We start from the raw sequence: 19,187 nt of genomic DNA, 5'->3' as shown, positions 1-19,187 counted from the left end.
GTTCAGTTTTTATTGTTGTTGTGAGAGTACGGGTATTTCCGCGTCTTCCGGGACATCAGTGATCAGCATAAGGCCCGGCTTGTGTGTTATGCTGATTGTTGGTTTTGCCTGTGCCAGAACGTTTTGCGGGGTTACGCCGCAGGCCCAGAACACCGGGACTTCGTCCGGTCTGACATCGACGGCATTGCCCCAATCGGGGGATTTGATATCTTTAATGCCGATTTCTTCCGGGCTTCCTATATGGATTGGGGCGCCATGTGCATAGGGAAATTTTCTGGAAATCGCCGCTACCCGCTCGACATCATTTCTGGGGATCGGTCGCATGGATACAACTGTTTCACCTGAAAATGGCCCTGCTTCGTGCAGCTTTATTGAGGTCCTGAACATCGGCACGGTCAGGTTGGTTTCGATATGGCGCAACTCGATACCGTTTTGCATAAGAGCGTGTTCAAAAGTAAAGGAACAGCCCAGGGCAAAGGCGACAAAATCATCCTGCCAGAGATCTATTATATTGGGTACTTCTTCCGCCGGCAGTCCTTCACGATAAACGATGTAGCCCGGGACATCCGTCCTGATGTCAATGTCTGCCCCCAGAGTTTTCATCATCGGACTTCCAGTCTCTGATACTCCAACCAGAGGACAGGGTTTGGGGTTCCGTTGACAGAAGCGAAAAAAATCGACCGCATAGCGTTCTGGTAAAACGACCAAATTACACTGTAACAAACCTTTTCCCAGTCCGGCAGTATGACCTCTGTAGTTCCCATTCCGGATTGCTCTGCGGACAGTCTCAACAGAGGAATTGCGCAAGGTCTCATATTGTTGTTCTGGCTTGAACCCTTCAGCGATCATTTCGGCTACCCTCTGTGTTCTCTCTGTAACATTGGATCAACATAGCCAGCGAAGTTGTGTGGGCTTGCTGATTTATGTTTCAAGGGTGCTGTGAAGGTGTGATCAAGTCAAATCGTATTAAATGATCAATTTCGATCAGAAAATATGATCACATCGAGGTGCTATTCGCCGTGCTTTGGGCAAGTTCAGCCGCAGACTTTATAAGCCAGTTTGATGAGTTTGATACATAGGAGACAGTGAACTGAAGGGCACTGGGGTGCCAGGGGACATCCAGTTCTACAATCTCGCCATTTTTCTCGAGCCGGGAGGCCAGAAGTTTAGGCAAAGCTCCAATTCCGACACCATCCTGGACCATCTGAAGACAGGCGGAGAGAGAGTTTGACGGGAAGATTCTGGCTTTGGTCCCGTACTGGCGGGACAGCTCGGATTTTATTTCAAGGTATGGGCGGGTATTTCGCGCATAGGTAATGACAGGATACTGACTGAATACTGTCCTGGCATCGCTTGATATCAAGGATTTTTCGATGTGTTTGGTACTGTACCAGGATAGGGGGAATGACGGCAGGTCGAGATTGCTGATGCTGTATTCTGATATAGGTCCCATGAGAAATGCCAGATCGAGAGAGTGCGATATAAGGGCATCTCTGAGGTTCGTGCTTACATCAACCGACAGCTCGACATCAACACGGGGATAAATCTCTCGCAAACGCGCAAGAAATCTGGGTAGCCAGCTATGAACTATAGTTTCTGAAACACCTATTCTCAAGACGGATTCATGTTCATAGGAGTTGCCGATTTTTTCCTGAATCGTATCGACCAGAGACATCAGCTGTTCTGCGTATTCTAATAGATCCTGGCCCTTTTTTGTTAACTGAACGCCACTTTGAGAGCGGTCGAGAAGTTCTACACCAAGAGAGTCTTCGAGGGCTGAGATACGGGCAGATATCGCGGGTTGCGAGGTGTGATGAATTTCTGCCGCTTTTCGAAATCCGCCAAGTTTTACAACCCATAGAAATGTTTTTATCTGTGTCAGATTCATGCCATTACCGTTTATCAAATATTTCTCAAATATATGAATGAATATTTTGAAAAAAGAAAACTCTATCACCCAATATTATCTATCGGAAGCAGGGATTGGTCACACGCAATATTGTGAAAGATTGTAAATTCAATACTGAAATAAGCATAATAGGGGGTATCCAAGAACCGGATCTCGGTGTTACCCTGTCCCCGCAACAAAAAACGTCTTAGACTTTTCAGTCTAAGACGTTTTTTGTTGCGGGGAAGATTTGTGGGAGTAAGTCAAATTTTCAAATAATATATTGAGGCTGAAATAAATACCCCTTTTCAGTTGTCTACGTTAGTCAATAAATCATTAATAATATCATTTGTATGTTAAATTGTCATTAGAACTCAAAGTCATTTCCCCTGTTTTTCCAGTAATTTCTCCTTCAATTGTTAATCTATGTTCAATTTGTTCCTGACTGAAAATCATCTGTATTGATATGAACTATGCCAGAATTTTTCTAATGAAAGATCTGCAATTGATCGACCAGATGTATTCTCGATCAATCCACTGGCCTCAGATCTCCTGATGAGCAAGGCGGGCCTCGCAATCCTTCATGAGAAGGCTCGAAAGGGTTTGTTGCAGCAGATAGATCAGGATCTTGTTCTGAAATACATTCCTGAAACCTGTTGTGTTACTCCCGACCTGAACGTGCTTCAGGGGAGATTTGAAAGAGAGAAGTGGGTTTTGAAAGCCGCGATTGGCTATGGAGGAATGGAGGTGTTTTGTGGTTGGGAACAGACAGAGACCCGCTGGCAGGAGCTGTTGGAGCAAGCTGTGAATGGGACCGAGCTTTTTGTCCTGCAAAAACGTGTCCGGCCAGTTAACCAGACGGTAGTGGCCATGACACCCCAGGGAGATTTTATCGAACGCCAGGAAGCCCCTGTTCTCGGGATTTTTATCAATGAGGGGCGGTTTTCAGGAGGATTGGCCCGGGTGGGCATCGGCAATTCTGCCGTCGTGAATGCTCACAATCACGCTGCAGTAGGGGTCATGCGGCTGACGCAGGAATAAGGCATCTTTTTTGGGGATGAGATCTTTTGGGGAAGTATATGAAAACTCTTTTTCTGTTGTCTTCGCCGGGGAGCATGTACTGATTAGAATATGCCCCGGACACAGCCGGTTCAGGGCCGTGTCCGGGGCTTTAGACCAAGATCAGGCGAGGATCAGACCTGGTCGAAACGATCAGCATTCATGACCTTGTTCCAGGCGGCCACGAAGTCATGAACAAAGGCTTCGCCGGCGTCGTTACAGGCATAAACCTCTGCGAGAGCCCGCAGTTGCGAATTGGATCCGAAGACAAGATCGACACGGCTGCCTGTCCACTTTACCTTTCCTGTGCTGCGATCCACTCCCTTGAACTGTTGGTCAGAACCTGAAACGGCTTTCCACTCTGTATTCATGTCGAGCAGGTTAACGAAGAAGTCGTTGCTCAGGGTTCCGGGGCGTTTTGTGAGGACGCCTTCGTCGGACTGTCCAAAGTTGGTGTTCAAGACGCGCATGCCGCCGACCAGGACTGTCATCTCTGGTGCTGTCAGGGTCAGTAATTGAGCCCGGTCAACCAGAAGCTTTTCCGCCGGAACACTGTATTCGGTCTTGAGGTAGTTGCGAAAGCCGTCGGCAACTGGTTCGAGTACTGCGAAGGATTCCACATCGGTTTGTGCCTGTGTGGCATCTGTCCGGCCCGCTGTGAAGGGGACCTCGATGTTGTGCCCGGCGTTCTTTGCGGCCTGTTCGACGGCGGCGCAACCGCCAAGAACGATCAGATCAGCAAGCGACACAGTTTTTCCACCAGACTGGGCGCTGTTGAACGTTTTCTGGATCTTCTCGAGAGCTGCGAGCACCTTATTCAGCTGCTTGGGCTGGTTGACCTCCCAGTCCTTCTGCGGGGCGAGGCGGATACGGGCGCCATTTGCCCCGCCGCGTTTGTCGGAACCACGGAAAGTCGAAGCTGATGCCCAGGCGGTGGAAACCAGTTCAGAGATCGAAAGGCCAGACGCGAGAACACGGGCTTTGAGATCGGTGACATCAGCGACATCAATCAATTTGTGATCTGCTGCCGGGATCGGATCTTGCCACAGCAGTTCTTCATCCGGCACTTCCGAACCGAGATAGCGTGTGACGGGCCCCATGTCGCGGTGGGTCAGTTTGTACCAGGCCCGGGCAAAGGCATCGGCGAACTCTTGCGGGTTGGCATGAAAGTGGCGTGAGATTTTTTCGTAGGCCGGATCCATGCGCATCGCCATATCAGCGGTTGTCATCATAATCGGCATTTTCTTAGCCGGATCTTCCGGATCTGGCGCCATGTCCTCTTGCTTCAGCCCTTTGGGTTTCCACTGTTGAGCCCCGGCGGGGCTTTTGGTCAGTTCCCACTCATAGCCGAATAGTACGTCGAAATAGCTCATGTCCCACTTTGTCGGAGTTGGTGTCCAGGCGCCTTCAATGCCGCTGGTGATTGCATCACGTCCCTTGGCGCTCTTGTAAGTCGAGAGCCAGCCCAGACCCTGTGCCTCGATTGGTGCACCCTCGGGTTCCGGGCCAACATGAGCAGGGTCGCCGGCCCCGTGAGCCTTGCCGAAGGTATGACCGCCAGCGGTGAGGGCGACGGTTTCGTAGTCGTTCATCGCCATCCGCGCGAAGGTCTCGCGAATATCGCGACCTGACTTAACCGGGTCCGGTTCGCCATTAGGGCCTTCCGGGTTTACATAGATCAGTCCCATCTGGACGGCAGCAAGAGGACCTTCGAGTTCCCGATCACCGCTGTAGCGTTTGTCACCAAGCCATTCGGTTTCTGTACCCCAGTAGATGTCTTCTTCAGGTTCCCAGATGTCTTCGCGACCACCACCGAAACCAAAAGTTTTGAAACCCATGGATTCCAGCGCAACGTTGCCTGCAAGAATCATTAGATCGGCCCAGGAGATACTGTTGCCGTATTTTTGTTTGATCGGCCAAAGCAACCGACGGGCCTTGTCGAGATTGCCATTGTCCGGCCAGCTGTTGAGGGGAGCAAAACGTTGCGAGCCTGATGAGGATCCTCCGCGACCATCGCCGGTCCGGTAAGTCCCGGCACTGTGCCAGGCCATACGGATGAAGAGACCACCATAATGTCCATAGTCAGCGGGCCACCATTCCTGGGAGTCTGTCATCAGCGCATTTAGGTCTTTCTTCAGCGCAGCCAAATCAAGCTTCTTGAAAGCTTCGGAATAGTTGAAGGCCTTGCCCATGGGGTTGGACAGGGAAGAGTTCTGATGGAGAATTTTGAGATTGAGCTGGTTTGGCCACCAGTCCCGGTTCGTTGTCCCGCCACCACTGGCTGAATGGCCCATAGGGCACTTGCCTGCAGTGTTTCCGGTCGATTTACTCATGAATTTTCTCCTGATTTGATGGTTGGTTTTAATCAGTCTGGGGGCAGCTTAGCATCGTGTGCTGTTTCTCTGCAGCTTTCTCGTAAATTTATGCTCTCGGGTTGGTAAACCTGGCGTTGTTTGGTCCCTGTTTTATAGGTCGCTTCGGGTAATCTGAGTTCACTTAAAGAAGCTTACGGGCTTGATATAATTTTGTGAAACGATATAAATTTGATATTGTATTCGTAATTTCCGAATTATATTGAGCCATCTATGAAACAGTTACCAAGTCTCAAGCAGCTGCAATATCTGACAGCTCTTGCCGAAACCCTGCACTTTGCCCAGGCTGCCGAACGCTGCAACGTGACGCCTTCGACCTTTAGTGCGGGCATTCGTGATCTGGAGAATGTTCTTGGAGTGGCGGTGGCCGAGCGAACCAAGCGAACGGTTTTTGTCACGCCAATCGGTCTGGAGATCGCCGAACGAGCGCGCCGGTTACTCCGGGATGCCGAAGACGTTATGAAGCTGGCATCCACTCAAAAAGAACCGATGACGGGTGATATGAAACTTGGTGCCATTCCAACAGTCGGACCCTTCATATTACCGAAAATACTTCCTGTGATTGGGGAGCGGTATCCGAAATTACGGCTGTATCTGCGTGAAGAGCAAACCGCTGTTCTTCTCTCTCGCCTAAGAGACGGCGATCTTGATGTCGCATTGATCGCGCTTCCCTACAGCACTGAAAATTTGACTGTACGTGTTTTGTTCGATGACGCTTTCCAGCTTGCCTGTCATGCAGAACACCCTTTGTCAGGAAATGAAACGATCACGGATGATGATCTGATCAATCAACCGCTGTTTCTGCTTGAAGAGGGGCATTGTCTTCGAAGTCATGCTCTTGAAGCCTGCAGTTTAAATAATTCACCTGTCCGGGTTCAATTCGATGCGACGAGTTTGCAAACTTTGGTGCAAATGGTGGCTTCTGGAATTGGCGTGACACTGCTTCCGCAAATGGCGGTAGATGCCGGGATGTCACCAACACAGGATATCAGATTGATCCCTCTTCAAAGGCGGACATCGCGTCAAATAGGGTTGGTATGGCGAGCATCATCCCCGCGTGTTACCGAGTTTGAACTCCTGGCAGAATTGTTTCGAAATTCCTGATTGCTGGAGTGTAGCAAAATCAAACCCAGAGCCTCATGGTACGGAGTTAACAGTTCAGTTGAAGTGCCGTGCAAATATTTGCTCGGTTGAAAAGAATAAATCCTGAGCAAGGATCAAGTAATTTTTTGTCTTCATAAGAAATTTAAGATGATTTATCTATGGTTGTAGGTTGTGTTTATCTCTGTTGTGGCAAGGGGATAGCTCTTGTTGCTTAATTTTGGCTATTTCTGTACAATAGTTGCGTAATAACGACAATACCTCCGTAAATTTGTTTGGAAGATCAATGGATGTTCCCTTTGAATTCAGGAGATTGTTAGCCGGTAAAAATGGCCTTTGTTTGAGTGTCGCATTTTTACTTTTGGTAAGTTTTGTTGGTTATCCCAAGGTTACATTCTCTGATGAAATCACACTGGAAGAGCGACAGCATCTCCAGGCGCAACAATTACGAGAAGCCTCTAAAGCTCGGGCCCAATCACAACTTGGTTATGAGAATATCTATCGTGACCCCAAAGACCGTCAGATTGATTATTATGCACTGACACAACAGATTAATATTCTGTCGAATATTGTCCGTGCTCTTGCTGAGGATCAAAATTCTTATTCCAGTACTGATGGGCCCACGCAAAGCTTGCCGCGGGCGTTGAGTGTTGTCCGCTCTCCATCAGGATCCGAGGTCGAGAGTGTTTACGGACCCACGGGGCCGAATGAGAAAGCGGTTCGTCTGCTTCTCGAGTACCAGTTGATGGTAAATGGAAATCCACGGTTGAAAGTTGGTGAGATCAGCAATGAAGAAGGTTTCATTGTTGCTGATGTCATCACTGTTGATGGCTCGCTAGTTGAAAGATATCGGATTGATAAAACGACCGGGATCTGGATGCCACAGTAACATCTGTTTCATGGATGGCTGAGGGAGTTCTTGATTTCGGGTTAATGCATCAGGAAAGGTTATACAACTATGCTTGGGCTTCAGTTGCAGTCTCTCTCGAAAATCGGACAGATTTTTACAGTGGTGCTTTTGTTTTTTACCCTGTCCCTGTCACCTGTCCATTCCCAGACATCAACTGATGCTGATGGCGAGAAAATTACAGTACTGACCGAACCGGTACAGGAGATCGCCGGACCTAAAAGGGTGGTGTCGGTTGGAAAGTTTGATGCGATTGGCGCTTTTGAACAGAAGTACGGGGATTGGGATATCGGTGGTGGTTTGTCTGCCATGATGACTTCGGCTCTGGTTGAGTCCGGCCGTTTTATTGTGGTCGAACGTGCGAATGTTCAGCAGGTTCTGGCGGAACAGCAGATGAAGGGGCAGAACATAACAAGCCCGACGACCGGGCCGGAACTGGGACAGGTAACGGGGCTGAATTTTTTGATCTATGGATCAGTCACCGAATTCGGTACCGATGATCAGGGCGGTGGTTTTGGACTTGGGGTTTCTACCGGTACAATTGGCAATCTTTTCAGTGGAGGCCTTTCCAGGCAATCAGCCTCGGGAAAGGTGGCAATGGATATCCGGCTTGTGAATGCCACGACGTCTCAGGTCGAGGAGGTATACCGGGTGTCAGAGCCGATTGATAATTCTTCCTGGGACCTGTCTCTTGGGTACGAGGGCGTCAGCCTGGGTACAAACCAGTTTTATAAAACTCCTTTGGGCGAGGCCACGAGAAAAGCCATTACCCATGCTGTTCAGTTGATTGCGGCGAAGACCAATACGGTAGCCTGGACGGGGCAGGTGGTCGATTTTGATGAAGGGCAGGTTTATATCAATGCTGGTACCAGTTCGGGTATTCAGGCCAATGACAAGTTTATGGTGGAGCGGGTTGTTAAAAAACTTACCGATCCTCAAACAGGTGAAGTCCTGATGATCCGGAAAAAAGAGCTTGGACTGGTGACTGTATCTGATGTGCTTGAAAAGGTTTCCTTTGGGGGCTTTGTCCCTTTGGACATTGATGCACCGCAACGAGGAGACGTGATCGTTCTTGTTCGCTAGTGGCTCGGCTAGCGGAAGATGGAACAAGAAAGCTTGCATTTAGGGTTGCTTCAAATCGAGGTGATGGTGACTTAAAAATACACAGGATACTGTTTGGTAGCAGCAAGCTACTGGCCACCGCTGTCATTGAGGTAATCCCTATCGGACAGGATATGGGAGATTTTTGATGGGTGGGTTTTTACTTCAGGGGTCGATATACCCCTCTCTTTCGAGCTATAACAAATACCGTATTTTCCTGTTTACTCTGGCTCTTTTTATCTTTCCCAAAGAACCTCAGGGGCAGGAAGTTCCCTCTATCTATCAAAATCAGGGCTATAGCGTTTTTACTCCGGGACAGAGCGCGACTTACGGTGGTTATGCCACCCAGGCCACTCAAGCCACCCAGGCTACTCAAGCGCGGCAGGCTGAAGGATACGTTTCCCCCTATAGCCCAAGCCAACCCTATCGCCCAACGTTGCCGACGTTCAATGTCATAGAAACTCCGGTCCCGACCTATAACATTCAAACCTATAACGTTTCTCCTGCGACCACTTCTGTCACGACCAGTGAGACTTCGTCGCCTGCTCCAGCAATAGCTGCGCCTTATCAACCGAATGTGTTGGGAATGACAGTACCCGGGGCAAGTCGGACTGAAACGGTCTCCGGAGGTAATACCGGCTTAACCGTTGCGCCAGCACCACCAGCACCACCTTCTGTTAATCGGGTAAACAGTGGATCTGAGGGGATATCTGCTCCCTCGGTCCCGGTCGTCGCGATACAGAGAGAAACAGAAAACACAGGGGAAGTACCTGCTGCTCCTTCTTCTGTTGCGGCCACTTCAAGTGAAATTTCAGCGGACAGTACCGAAGGATCCTCTGATGTTGCAGCCGATGCTGAAACCAAGGCTGAGGAAGTAATAGCCGAAAGTGGCGAAGCTGCTGTGATAACCGAAGAAGGAGGAACTGTCGCCCAGGGAAGTAATGAGGTTCAACACGAGAAAAAGAAAAAAGAACCGGGAATGACGCTTGAGCAAATTACTGCCCTGCGCAAGGCTTCGGAGGAGCGGGCAAAAAGAAATCTGATACGCGAAGATGTCGCCCCGATCAGCAGCATTGATACGGTCCGCGAATGGTCTGGTCCAAATCTGAACAGCCTGATCAACCAGGTTGGAGAAGTGGTCCGTGCTGCTGGTAATGCTTCCCTTGCGATGATCGAGACAGCAACCCTCGAGATTGTTGTTGATCCCAAGGATATTGAGGAGGTGGCAGATAAAGAAGATAAAGAAAATGCCGAAAAAGAGAAAAAGATAAAGGAAGAGCTGGAGAAAAAGAAAAAGCTGAAGAAGAAGCTGGAAGAAGCCAGAAGGCGGATGAAAGAGGAAATGGAGCGTCGGGAGAAAGACAAAAAGTACAAGGCGCGAAGAGAAGCAGAAGAAAAGCTTGAGGAAGAGCGTAAAGAGCTTGAACGCAAAAACAAGGAACTGAAACGAAAAGCCGAGAAACATGAAAAAGATGGGGAAGATCTTGAGCGTGAAGATAAAAACCTGCGTGAAATAGAAGACGAGATGCGCAGAGATGGCGACCCCAATTGCCGGAGTTCAGCCTGTCAGAATATAAGACGGCTTCGCGCAGATAATCAGGCTGCTAAGCATAGCCACAGAAATGCTGGAACTGCCCTGCGTGATGAAGCCAAGCAATTTAACAAGGATGTCAAGGAACACCAGAAAGCAGCCCAGCTGGTCGAGGATATGAAAGATCACAAATTTGGTATGAACGATGCCGAGTTTGATAAACATAAAGCCGATAAAAAAGTGAAACAGCTGGCGGAACAGGAAGAGCAGATCAAACGGGCCATGGCGGATCTTCGCCAAAAAGCCGACTGGCAAAAACACGGCAAAGGTATTACGGAAAACGAAGCTTCTGATTTCCGCAAGCAGATGCGGGGACTGGAAGGCCTGCTTGAGCAGAATGAATCTGCCCAGGCCGAAGCAAAGGAAGCGGTTTTTGTTGCCGAGGCCAATGCGCTGGGGTTGGGTGCTGAGCTGGAGGCTGCCCAAAAAGCCTTTGATAAAAGCCAAAAGGACAAGGGGTTCCTGTCGGGTCCAATCGGCCCGACTGTCGGTGGGGATATTCCCAAGGAATTCATGAATTCCTTCTATGAAGCCAAGTCCATTAAAGGTATGGAGCTTGGCGAACTTGAAAAGGTTGGTGCTCAGTATGATTCGGCGCTTGAGCGCCTGGATGCAGCTGAAAAGGCCCTGGCATCGGGTGAAATTCCCAAAGGAGGATCGCCGGAAAGTCTGGCAAAATTTGGTCAGCTGGCAGACAAGCTGGAGCAGGTAGAAAAACAGATCAAGGCAGAAAATGGTGATAAGGACAGCCGCTATACCAACGAGTTGAAGGAACAGCGACGCAGGGATCAGGCACGCTTTGATGCTTTGGAGGAAGTCAAGAAGGCCCAGCAGGCCCTCGTTGAGGCAGGGGATACCGAATATATTGATTTTGATGTCAGTGGTATGCGGTCTGAAGAAGAGCTGCGGCAGCAGATGAACAAGACCTTTACCGGCCCCAAGGCCCTGAGGGAGAAGGTAGCAGAAAACCGTGCCAAGCTTTTGAAAGCTACCGGAGCGTTTCACGAGGCAGATCAAGAACTGCAAAATTACAGCGATGGCTTGCGGTCAACTGAACTGCGGGATCAAGCTGATGCAATCCGCAAGGAGATGCGGGGAATGTTGCCAGATGTCGAGGTGGACATCTTCAGCAGGCAGGTCGGCTTGTATAACACTGACGCAGCCAGTGGTCTGGCCCTTGGTCCGGATGGAAAGGTTGATCGCAAGGTTTTGGCGAATAATGTAGCTGCTGTAGCTGACCAGCAAATGAAATTGGCCAAGCTTGGCACTGAACTTGATGCAGTTTCGCGCAAGCTTGCTTCTTTCCAGTCCCAGGGGGGACTGACCGCGCAACAGGCGCAACAGACAGAGGTCCTCGCCTTTCAGAGAGATCAGATCAAGGCCAAGCAAAATCAGGTTGTTGGCAAGTTGGATAGCCTGGGGGTTAAAGGGACGCTTCAGGATGGGAAATTCACCCCAACCCCGATGACCCGAGGTGGGGCGATTACCTGGAACACGGCCCGGGACCAGGTCATTGGAACCTTCAAGGAAATAGAGGAAAACCGCCGCAAGGTTGCAGAGGTGACCAACAGGAAAGTAAGTCTTGCAGGGCTTCCGGCTGAACCGGGGAAATCCGGCACGGGTGTCGTAGAAAAACTGCTTGATAAAGACCAGAGAGAACTGAGCAGGGTGGCTTCCGGTCTTGGAGGTGTTGCGGGTGCTGCATTATCGGGCTTGATCACATCGGAAGAAGCAACAGGCCCCAGGGTTGATCTGGTGGCATCAGCGGACCAGACGGTCCGTCAGCTGACAGCCAGCGATACACCAAAGAAAAGTGAAGCTGTTATCAAGCTGGAAAACGCCATTTCAGGTCTGGATGATACGATCGAAGCTGTCGAGAAAACGATGATAGCAGCAAGATCTCTTAAACTTGTCGGCCTGGATACGGGTCTGGATCTGCAAAGAGAAGCACTTTTTACTTCAAGAGCCACGCTTGAGAAGCAGCTGGATCAGGAAAAACAACGAACCCGGACACAGAAAGACCAGGTCGAAGTTGCCAAGGCACAAACCCGAACCAGAACAGAATCACGTAAAACGGAGCAGTTAAAGCAGGCTCTCGCCAATCTGGACCTGAATATTTCGGCTATTAGCAATGTTGAGAATGCTGTTGCAGGCAATGGCAACCAACCCTTGTCCCAAGGGCTCATCGCTCAAAAACAGGCGCTGGAAGCAAGTCGTCAACAGGTGGCAAAGGCGCTGGAAAGGCAAAGGGCACTAGAGAAAGAAAAAGCGAAAAACAATCCAAAAGGATTGAATACGATTGACCGTCTGCTTGGCAGAGGGGAAGCGCTCCCTCCCGTCGAAAAACCGGCTCCCGTTACTGTAGCGTCAGCAAAAATTCCGGACAACGCCAGGACTAAAGAGCTGAGTACTGCGATCGCGAGCCTCAACAAGTCTATCGAGACCGTTGAAGAGACCATGACTGCGACGGAAAACAGTAATGTTCCCGGTCTGGCAAAATCTTTGAGCGACCAGCGCGAAGTGATGTTCGCCAGTCGTGACAGTTTGACAGAGCAGCTGGAAAATGAGCGAAAGAAATTACAATCCCAAACAAATAGATCTGTAGAACAAAATCCCAAACAGTCCACCGAGCTGATTCTGACGGAAAATATCAAGGCTTTTGAGACAGCTGCAGTGCATTATCGCAAAATTGGCCAGAACAGTCTCGCCCAGGTGTTCGAAACCCAGAAGGCGGCTCTTGAAGCTGAGAAAAAAAGGATCAGGCTAACAAAGGCCAGTTATCCAGCTGAACAGGAAGTCCGGACGAAACCTTCTGAACTGGAAGCGGTGGGTTCTCTGGTTCAATGGATCAACACGGACGTTCTTCCTGCCTTTGCCAAAGAGGATCCAGCGGCAGGTATCCTGCCGGGAGTGCTTTCTGACATGACGCAAAGGTTCGGGGCCGATACAACCGAGCAGATACTTGACGAAGCGCTTGATGAACTGGTTGACAATGGCCTGAAACCTGATGCGGCGGTTCTTCTTGATGCTCTTTTCCGAAGGATAAACCAGGAGCTGGCATCGGGCAGTGGAGAGTCGTCACAGAAGGTGAATGAAGAGCCCCGGCTTAAATTCCTGGCCGAGATACTTGCATCAAGAAAAAAGGGAACAAACGATCGCGAGACCGGCTATCTAACAGCCTCTTACAGACAGCTCAAATCCCGGCTGGAGGCTCAACAGCATGAAAAGATGAATGTCCCTGGTGCCTCAGCTCTTGCTCTTCTGAACGCTGTTTCTTCCCTGGTTGATCTGGCGCGTTTGCCTGAAACAGACCCCAAAGTGCTCCGTCCGCTTATTTCACAGCTGCAACGTCAGCTTGAACGAGTTGAGAGCGGGATGAAGCAGGCTGATGCTGAAAAGCTGATGACATTACTTGAAGATGTAAATCTGAATGTCCGTCGTCTGCTGGCGCAAGTTCAGAAAGATATGCCCAAAGGAACGGAACAGACACGTATTACGTCGGAACTTACCCGGCAACTGGTCAAGATCAATGAAATGCGTGCTGTCGTTTATGGCCGCCAGTTTTCTGCAGAGAAAAACAAAACCCAGGAAGCACTGCGCAAAAAATACGCTGTTTCACGTTTGGAACAGGTTCGCAATCTTGTGAATAGCGGTGATCTTTCGGGGGCTATGGAGATATTGAAAAGTCTTGAGAGCGAAGATCAGTCGGTTCAGCAAAGCCGATCTCTTGCCCTTATTGATATCGTCACACAGATAGAGCAACGTTATGGTTTCCTCAATGCCAGCGAACGCGAGAAACTGGGGAAACTCTCCGACCTCAGAGCTTTGCGCGAAACGGCCCTGAAAGGATTTCTCGAAACAGCAAAAGACCCTAAGGTTATTGCAGGGATTTCATTACATTGGGCGGAAAGGTTGCTGCGTGAGGGTAACTTCACCGAAGCAGGTGAAGTCCTTAACAGGGCCCTGGTGCGCAAATCAAACGATCCATCCCTGCTTGCTCTCCAGATACGGTTGTCGCTGGCAAGAACTGGTAAGGAAGCGACGCCAGAAATCATGAAATCCCTGTTGGGCAATATTCCGGTCGAGATTGGTCCTGTCGTTTCCAGCATTGTTTTAAACGGATTTGTCGAACAGGGCGAGCACACCAAAGCCCGGGCGCTTATCGAAGTGCTCAAAAGTGCCGAGGATATCGATGAGAGAACAAGGCAACGACTGAATATCCAGTTGGAATTTGCAGAAATCTCTATTATGGCCAGCGGCTTGGGCAGTACACAGGATGATTTGGAATTAAAGAAAAAGCTTGAGGCCTTCCAACGACTGTTATCATCAACGGCGGGGCTGGATGAAAAGTACAAAGCAGCCCTGATTTCCTCTAGTAAACGTCTGATAGAAGAAATTGACAAGGCTGCTGCCTGGAGAGGGGCTGTCACCAGAGAGGGCGTTACGGTTGATGAACTCGGTTCTGTTGCAAAAAATGCTGTAAACGCAGGGCGATATGATATCGCTGGCACAGCGCTACAGAAACAGATTGAAAAGCTGTTAAACGAGAACGGCCCCGAAGAAATTGGCCGGGGCTTTCTGAAGGCTGTGCGGTTGCTGGATGGCATCCGGATGCGATCACAGGATCCACGCCTGAGCGAAGCTCATCGGAAGATTTTTGCAAAATTTCTGAGTGACAATGGTGCGGCCATTACTGAAAAGCTTGATGGCTATCTAAAGGAACGCATTTCTGTTGCTGCAAAAACCGCACGGGTTAAAGAACAGAAAAGTACGCACAGGAGAAGCCTTGAGCAAATTCAACTTGAGTTGCGCTCTCTGGCCCAATTGAAAATACGCCTCGGCCTGCTGTCAGAAGATCCGAAGACACGGCAGAGAAAAATGTCCGAGCTTATCGATCTGGCGACCAAGGATGTTGATCAGAAAGAAGCACAGATCCTCAAGGCCTTTGATGGACTGGGAGATGTTCTGCGCGATAACGAAACCACCAAAATAAATCTGGCAGAGCAGTTGTCCCGCCTGAATAACTTACGGGCCATCCGGGATGGATTTAAAGATTATTACATTGAAAACGCCGGAATTTTCAATGCACCGGATTATCGGATGTATGGCATGCGTTATGGGTCATTCTTGCCGAAAAATCATCGGGAATGGGAAATTACAACCATACAGCGCGAGGTTGCCGGGGTTTATGCAAATGGAAAATCAGCAGATGAAATATGGGAGGAGCGGAAAAACCTTGGCAATTTCACAATTGGCAGGGGCTTGCGGGAAAAAACTCTGGCCAATCATAAAAACACGCCGAGAGATCGGGAATATAAGGCTGACGAGAAGAAGTACAGAAACCACTGGCTGACCCTGGCGATGGACGATGCAGAATTAAAGTATCTGGATCAAAGACGGGCCGAGTTAATTAATGAAGACCGTACCCGCGGACGTAAGGAACGTGGTGAACTTTATGAAAATCTGGTCAATGCCGAAGCTAAGTATTTGCGGGCCCTGGTCGGGTCCTCGAACCCGCTTCTGGAAATGTTCGAGCAGATGGCGCAAACGGGACGTTTGATGAAGGGCGCTGCGCAGGAGCTTGAAGGTCGTATCGTCCTGAACCAGCAACGTCTGCTGATTGAAGAATATCAGTCTGCCTTGATCGAGAAAGATCCCCAACGGCTTTTCCGGGCCATGATTCCCTTAAGAGAAGCATCACTGGCCGGGGAACTGGACAGTTTTGTGAGTTATCTGCATATCGAATGGTATAAAGCCGGTCCTGCGCGGGCTGCAAATCTTCTGGGCGGGATGAAAGATACCCAGGCTGCGCTGGAAGAGGTGATAGCCGAGAGCCAGAAGTTGAATATTGCCTTGATCCGGGCAGGTCATAATCTTCCGGAACAGCTTGGTGAAGCTGATAAAGAAGTACTTCGCACCCATGGTTTCTTAAAGGATGGGGTTTATGTCATTCCCGAGCAGATCGTGCTTGAGCCGACGAAAGTCGGCAGTAGCTTTGTTGCCAAAACCCAAACAGGTGTGGCGGGAACAATCGATCGTTTTGTCAATGCGCAACAGGCTGGAGAACTCTTTGCCACAATCGCTCTTCCGGGGGGGATTGCCGGTAAGTTTGGTCGTTGGGCGACTGCCGAAGTTCTGGCCTATGGTGCTGTAAGATCTCTCGGGGGGAAAGCCCTTGCCTATGGTACCGGGTTGGCCCTCGAGGCGGGGGCTTTTACCTTGTTGAACCGGACTGCACAGGTGGCACTGGATCCTGCTCTTTTGATGAAAGACGGCTATTGGTCAAGCGAAACTCTTCTCAAGGAATATGCGCATAATCTATTGATTATTGGTGCTTTAAAAGGTTTTGGTGCCGGGGCCGAAGGGCTGGTCAAGGCGACTGGTCGTATGGGGTTAAAGCAGATGTCCGGCCTGTTAAAAGGCAGTGCCATTTTCGGGGAGGCAGCGATGTTGACCCAGTTGAATGCCCTATTGGAAGGCAACCAGATTTCACAGGAGGATTATCTTGGAAACCTTTTGACGATTGTTATGTTAAAAGGCACAGGCAAGGTACTGGAAGGTAAAGAAAAAACCCCGTTACAACGCCTGAACGAAGTGCGGATCAACAGATGGCTCGAGAGCATTGGCAAGCCGCCTGTTGAAGGAACCGGGCCAACGACAAAAGTGAGTCAGCTTCGTGAGTCCCAGATCCGGGAAATTGAATATCTGGACTGGTTACTTTTTGTTGACAGGCCAACCAAGATCCTGATGGAAACCTATAAAGGTGACTGGGATGCCGCCCGGAAAGATTACGAGAAGGGTAATCTCTCTCCGCAGGACATGCGCAAGCTTGTCAATCTTCGTCGCCAGATTGTGGATAATCTGGCCAATGAGATCATACAGGAGATTGGGGGTGAAGTTCAGGCCTTTGGATCTGAAAACCTCACCAGTGATTATGATATCAGTTTTGTCGGACCGAAAGCGGCGTTGGGGGTTATTCTGTTTAACGCCCGTTTTGCCAGCCGGTGGAAAACCGCGAGCGAAATCGGGGGCAGGGAAACCGGTCTGGTCCTTGATACCAATGCCTATACGGAAACAATCCAGAGCCTGATCGAGGCAGGCAAGGGAGACGTTGTTTTCCAGGATGCTTTTGCTCATCTTTCTGCCCGCAAGGCCTTGCCTAAAGAGGCCTGGGATATCCACAGAAAATGGATATTGGAAAACACTGTGGAAGGTAAACGTGCAGAGGTTCTGGAATCACTGAATCTCGCTGAAAAATATAATGGAGAATATAAACAGGCCATAGAAGCGCAAAAGGAGCTGTTGCGTAACGACAAGGACAATCCTGTCAGGGAAGCGGATTTACAGATCACGGCTGAAAACCGTCTCTATGAAAGTGCCCTGAAGGATATACTGGAACTCAGGGAGGCCTTTGAAAAGGCAAAAGGATCAGAGCAGGCTACGCTGAGGCAGCAGCTGCGTAATGCCCAGTCCAAGGCACTCTATTTCGCTCAGGAGGCCTATTACACCCAGGCAGCAATCGAGCATGTGGTCTTTACCATCCAGGCGGCAAAACGTTCGATCACGGCAGAGAGCCTTCTTGCAGATACGGCACCCAAGCTGAAGATTGATCTTACACCTGAACAGGGCAGGCAATCCTACTTTGAACAGGTTGCGCACATGCTGCATGAAATCAGGCATTCGGGTGATCCGGCAAAACTGGCCTCGAAAGGAGCCAAATACTTTATAAGGGCGCTGGATGCCGCCCAAATTGCCGGACTGCGTTTGGGATCGTTGGAAAAGGTTGTTCGCGAAACAGTGGAACTAAACGACAACCGATCTGATCTGACCAAGGTCAGGGAAATCCTGGCCAAGGACCTGATTGAAGCCAAGGAAAAAGAACTCGGTCGCGAACTCAGTGATATCGAACGGGAAGCTATCGAAAAAGAGGCCGGGTTACAATATCTGTCTGACGTACAGAAGGCGGCCAATATCCTGACGGCTGCGCTCTATAACCAGACGTCGGGCCTGCGGCAAGCCAAGGCCAGTGAAGGGCAGGCAGAAGGCAGGGTGCTTGAAGCTGCCAATGATAATATCGACCCGGATATGGGGACCAAACCTGCGGCAGAAAATGCGGTGGAAAAGGCCGCTGAAAATGCCAAGGCTTTTGCGGAGGTTCCCCCACCAGCCCCGGGATCTGGTCCGGTTTCCGGGGGCGGTTCTGGCGAGAGCGGCATCAGGGTACAGGTCAGTGACACCGGGCAAACAGCAAAAGCCCAGACGGAATTCAATTTTACCGACCCAAGTGGGGCTAAACATTTTCTGCCATTGGGTAAATATCTTGGCAGCGGTTCAACCAGTTACGTTTATGAGCAGGCTGGGAATAGCGGTCGGGTGGTCAGGCTTACCGTAGCCGAGACCTGGGATGCACGGGTTCTGGATGAGTTCGGGCGCTTTGCCCTTGAAAAACTGGTGGACACCCGCTTTATCCGAATTGTGCAACGCTTTGCCCGCTTTGATGTCACACAGACTTCAACAAGATATTTTGAAGTGAGGCGGGCTCAGTCTATCGAGATCAACGAGAAAGCAGAGAATGGTACAGCTCAGGATATGATGGCCGAGCAGGGCGGGCAGTTGACCAAAGGGCAAACTCTGGCGCTGGATCAGGCCGTTCGAGAGCTAAACCGCAGAGGTCTTGCCTGGCTCGATGGTAAGCCTGACAATTATTCCTTTGAAAAATTGCCCGGTACAGACAGGTGGCGGGTTCTGGTCCTCGATCCTGGTGGCATTGTCGCGATGGAGGGGAAAACGCCGCGTGAACGTTATGATAATGCACGTGGTGTCCAGGAACTGATCAACAAGCCGACGGCAGAACAGCTTGATATTTGGCAAAAATTTAAAAATTCCCGTGGACTTGTTCTCAATGATATCCGTCAACTGGTCAGGGAAAATTATGGAGCCAAATTCAACAGAAGGGCCATGAGACTGCCTTTCGATGGCAAGATTGCCTTCAATCCCGGGGGTAATATGGATCTGGTTGAGATCCATAAGTTGTTTGAGCTTTCCCCCCAGGCATCAAACGACAATTACCTGGCTCACTATGGAACGCCGCCGAAGGTTGCGTCACTTGATAGCCGTTGAATCCGCTAACCAAACGAAGGGAAGGCGCAGGCTTTTGACGGGCGGAAA

8 protein-coding genes are annotated in these 19,187 nt (G+C 50.0%); 5 read left to right on the top strand and 3 right to left on the bottom strand.

The window, feature by feature from the left end; all coding sequences use genetic code 11:
• Positions 1-9: 9 nt before the first annotated feature.
• Together O4H49_RS17465 and O4H49_RS17460 are read right to left on the bottom strand one after the other, a co-directional pair.
• Positions 10-849, bottom strand: coding sequence for a putative hydro-lyase (locus O4H49_RS17465; protein ID WP_269424731.1), 840 nt, complete (start codon positions 847-849; stop codon positions 10-12).
• 148 nt (positions 850-997) lie between these two features.
• Entirely contained in the window at positions 998-1,888 is an 891-nt protein-coding gene (locus O4H49_RS17460; RefSeq protein ID WP_269424730.1) for a LysR family transcriptional regulator, read from the bottom strand.
• 555 nt (positions 1,889-2,443) lie between these two features.
• On the opposite strand from O4H49_RS17460, the gene O4H49_RS17455 reads away from it, so the two are divergent.
• Positions 2,444-2,929, top strand: a complete 486-nt coding sequence (locus O4H49_RS17455; protein WP_269424729.1) for a hypothetical protein — start codon at positions 2,444-2,446, stop codon at positions 2,927-2,929.
• A gap of 152 nt (positions 2,930-3,081) precedes the next feature.
• Here the strand turns inward: O4H49_RS17455 and katG are convergent, their stop codons facing one another.
• Positions 3,082-5,280 carry a catalase/peroxidase HPI gene (gene katG, locus O4H49_RS17450; RefSeq protein ID WP_269424728.1) on the bottom strand — a complete coding sequence of 733 codons (2,199 nt, stop codon included), beginning with the start codon at positions 5,278-5,280 and terminating at the stop codon, positions 3,082-3,084.
• A gap of 252 nt (positions 5,281-5,532) precedes the next feature.
• Here katG and O4H49_RS17445 point away from each other — a divergent pair, with 252 nt between their 5' ends.
• From O4H49_RS17445 to O4H49_RS17430, 4 genes are all read left to right on the top strand, one after another.
• Entirely contained in the window at positions 5,533-6,423 is an 891-nt protein-coding gene (locus tag O4H49_RS17445; protein ID WP_269424727.1) for a hydrogen peroxide-inducible genes activator, read from the top strand.
• Positions 6,424-6,661: 238 nt separating this feature from the next.
• Positions 6,662-7,309 carry a hypothetical protein gene (locus O4H49_RS17440; RefSeq protein ID WP_269424726.1) on the top strand — a complete coding sequence of 216 codons (648 nt, stop codon included), beginning with the start codon at positions 6,662-6,664 and terminating at the stop codon, positions 7,307-7,309.
• Positions 7,310-7,378: 69 nt separating this feature from the next.
• Positions 7,379-8,410, top strand: a complete 1,032-nt coding sequence (locus tag O4H49_RS17435) for a CsgG/HfaB family protein (RefSeq protein WP_269424725.1) — start codon at positions 7,379-7,381, stop codon at positions 8,408-8,410.
• Positions 8,411-8,576: 166 nt separating this feature from the next.
• On the top strand, positions 8,577-19,139 hold the full coding sequence (locus O4H49_RS17430; protein ID WP_269424724.1) for a hypothetical protein: 10,563 nt from the start codon (positions 8,577-8,579) through the stop codon (positions 19,137-19,139).
• Positions 19,140-19,187 lie beyond the last annotated feature (48 nt).

Source organism: Kiloniella laminariae (assembly GCF_027214005.1).
Classification (GTDB): domain Bacteria; phylum Pseudomonadota; class Alphaproteobacteria; order Kiloniellales; family Kiloniellaceae; genus Kiloniella; species Kiloniella laminariae_A.
This window is presented reverse-complemented; position numbering and strand designations above follow the sequence as displayed.

Coding starts and splice junctions, on each gene's coding strand:
- O4H49_RS17455 (WP_269424729.1), top strand. CDS start 2,444: ATGAGCAAGGCGGGCCTCGCAATCCTTCATGAGAAGGCTCGAAAGGGT.
- O4H49_RS17445 (WP_269424727.1), top strand. CDS start 5,533: ATGAAACAGTTACCAAGTCTCAAGCAGCTGCAATATCTGACAGCTCTT.
- katG (WP_269424728.1), bottom strand. CDS start 5,280: ATGAGTAAATCGACCGGAAACACTGCAGGCAAGTGCCCTATGGGCCAT.
- O4H49_RS17465 (WP_269424731.1), bottom strand. CDS start 849: ATGATCGCTGAAGGGTTCAAGCCAGAACAACAATATGAGACCTTGCGC.
- O4H49_RS17460 (WP_269424730.1), bottom strand. CDS start 1,888: ATGAATCTGACACAGATAAAAACATTTCTATGGGTTGTAAAACTTGGC.
- O4H49_RS17435 (WP_269424725.1), top strand. CDS start 7,379: ATGCTTGGGCTTCAGTTGCAGTCTCTCTCGAAAATCGGACAGATTTTT.
- O4H49_RS17430 (WP_269424724.1), top strand. CDS start 8,577: ATGGGTGGGTTTTTACTTCAGGGGTCGATATACCCCTCTCTTTCGAGC.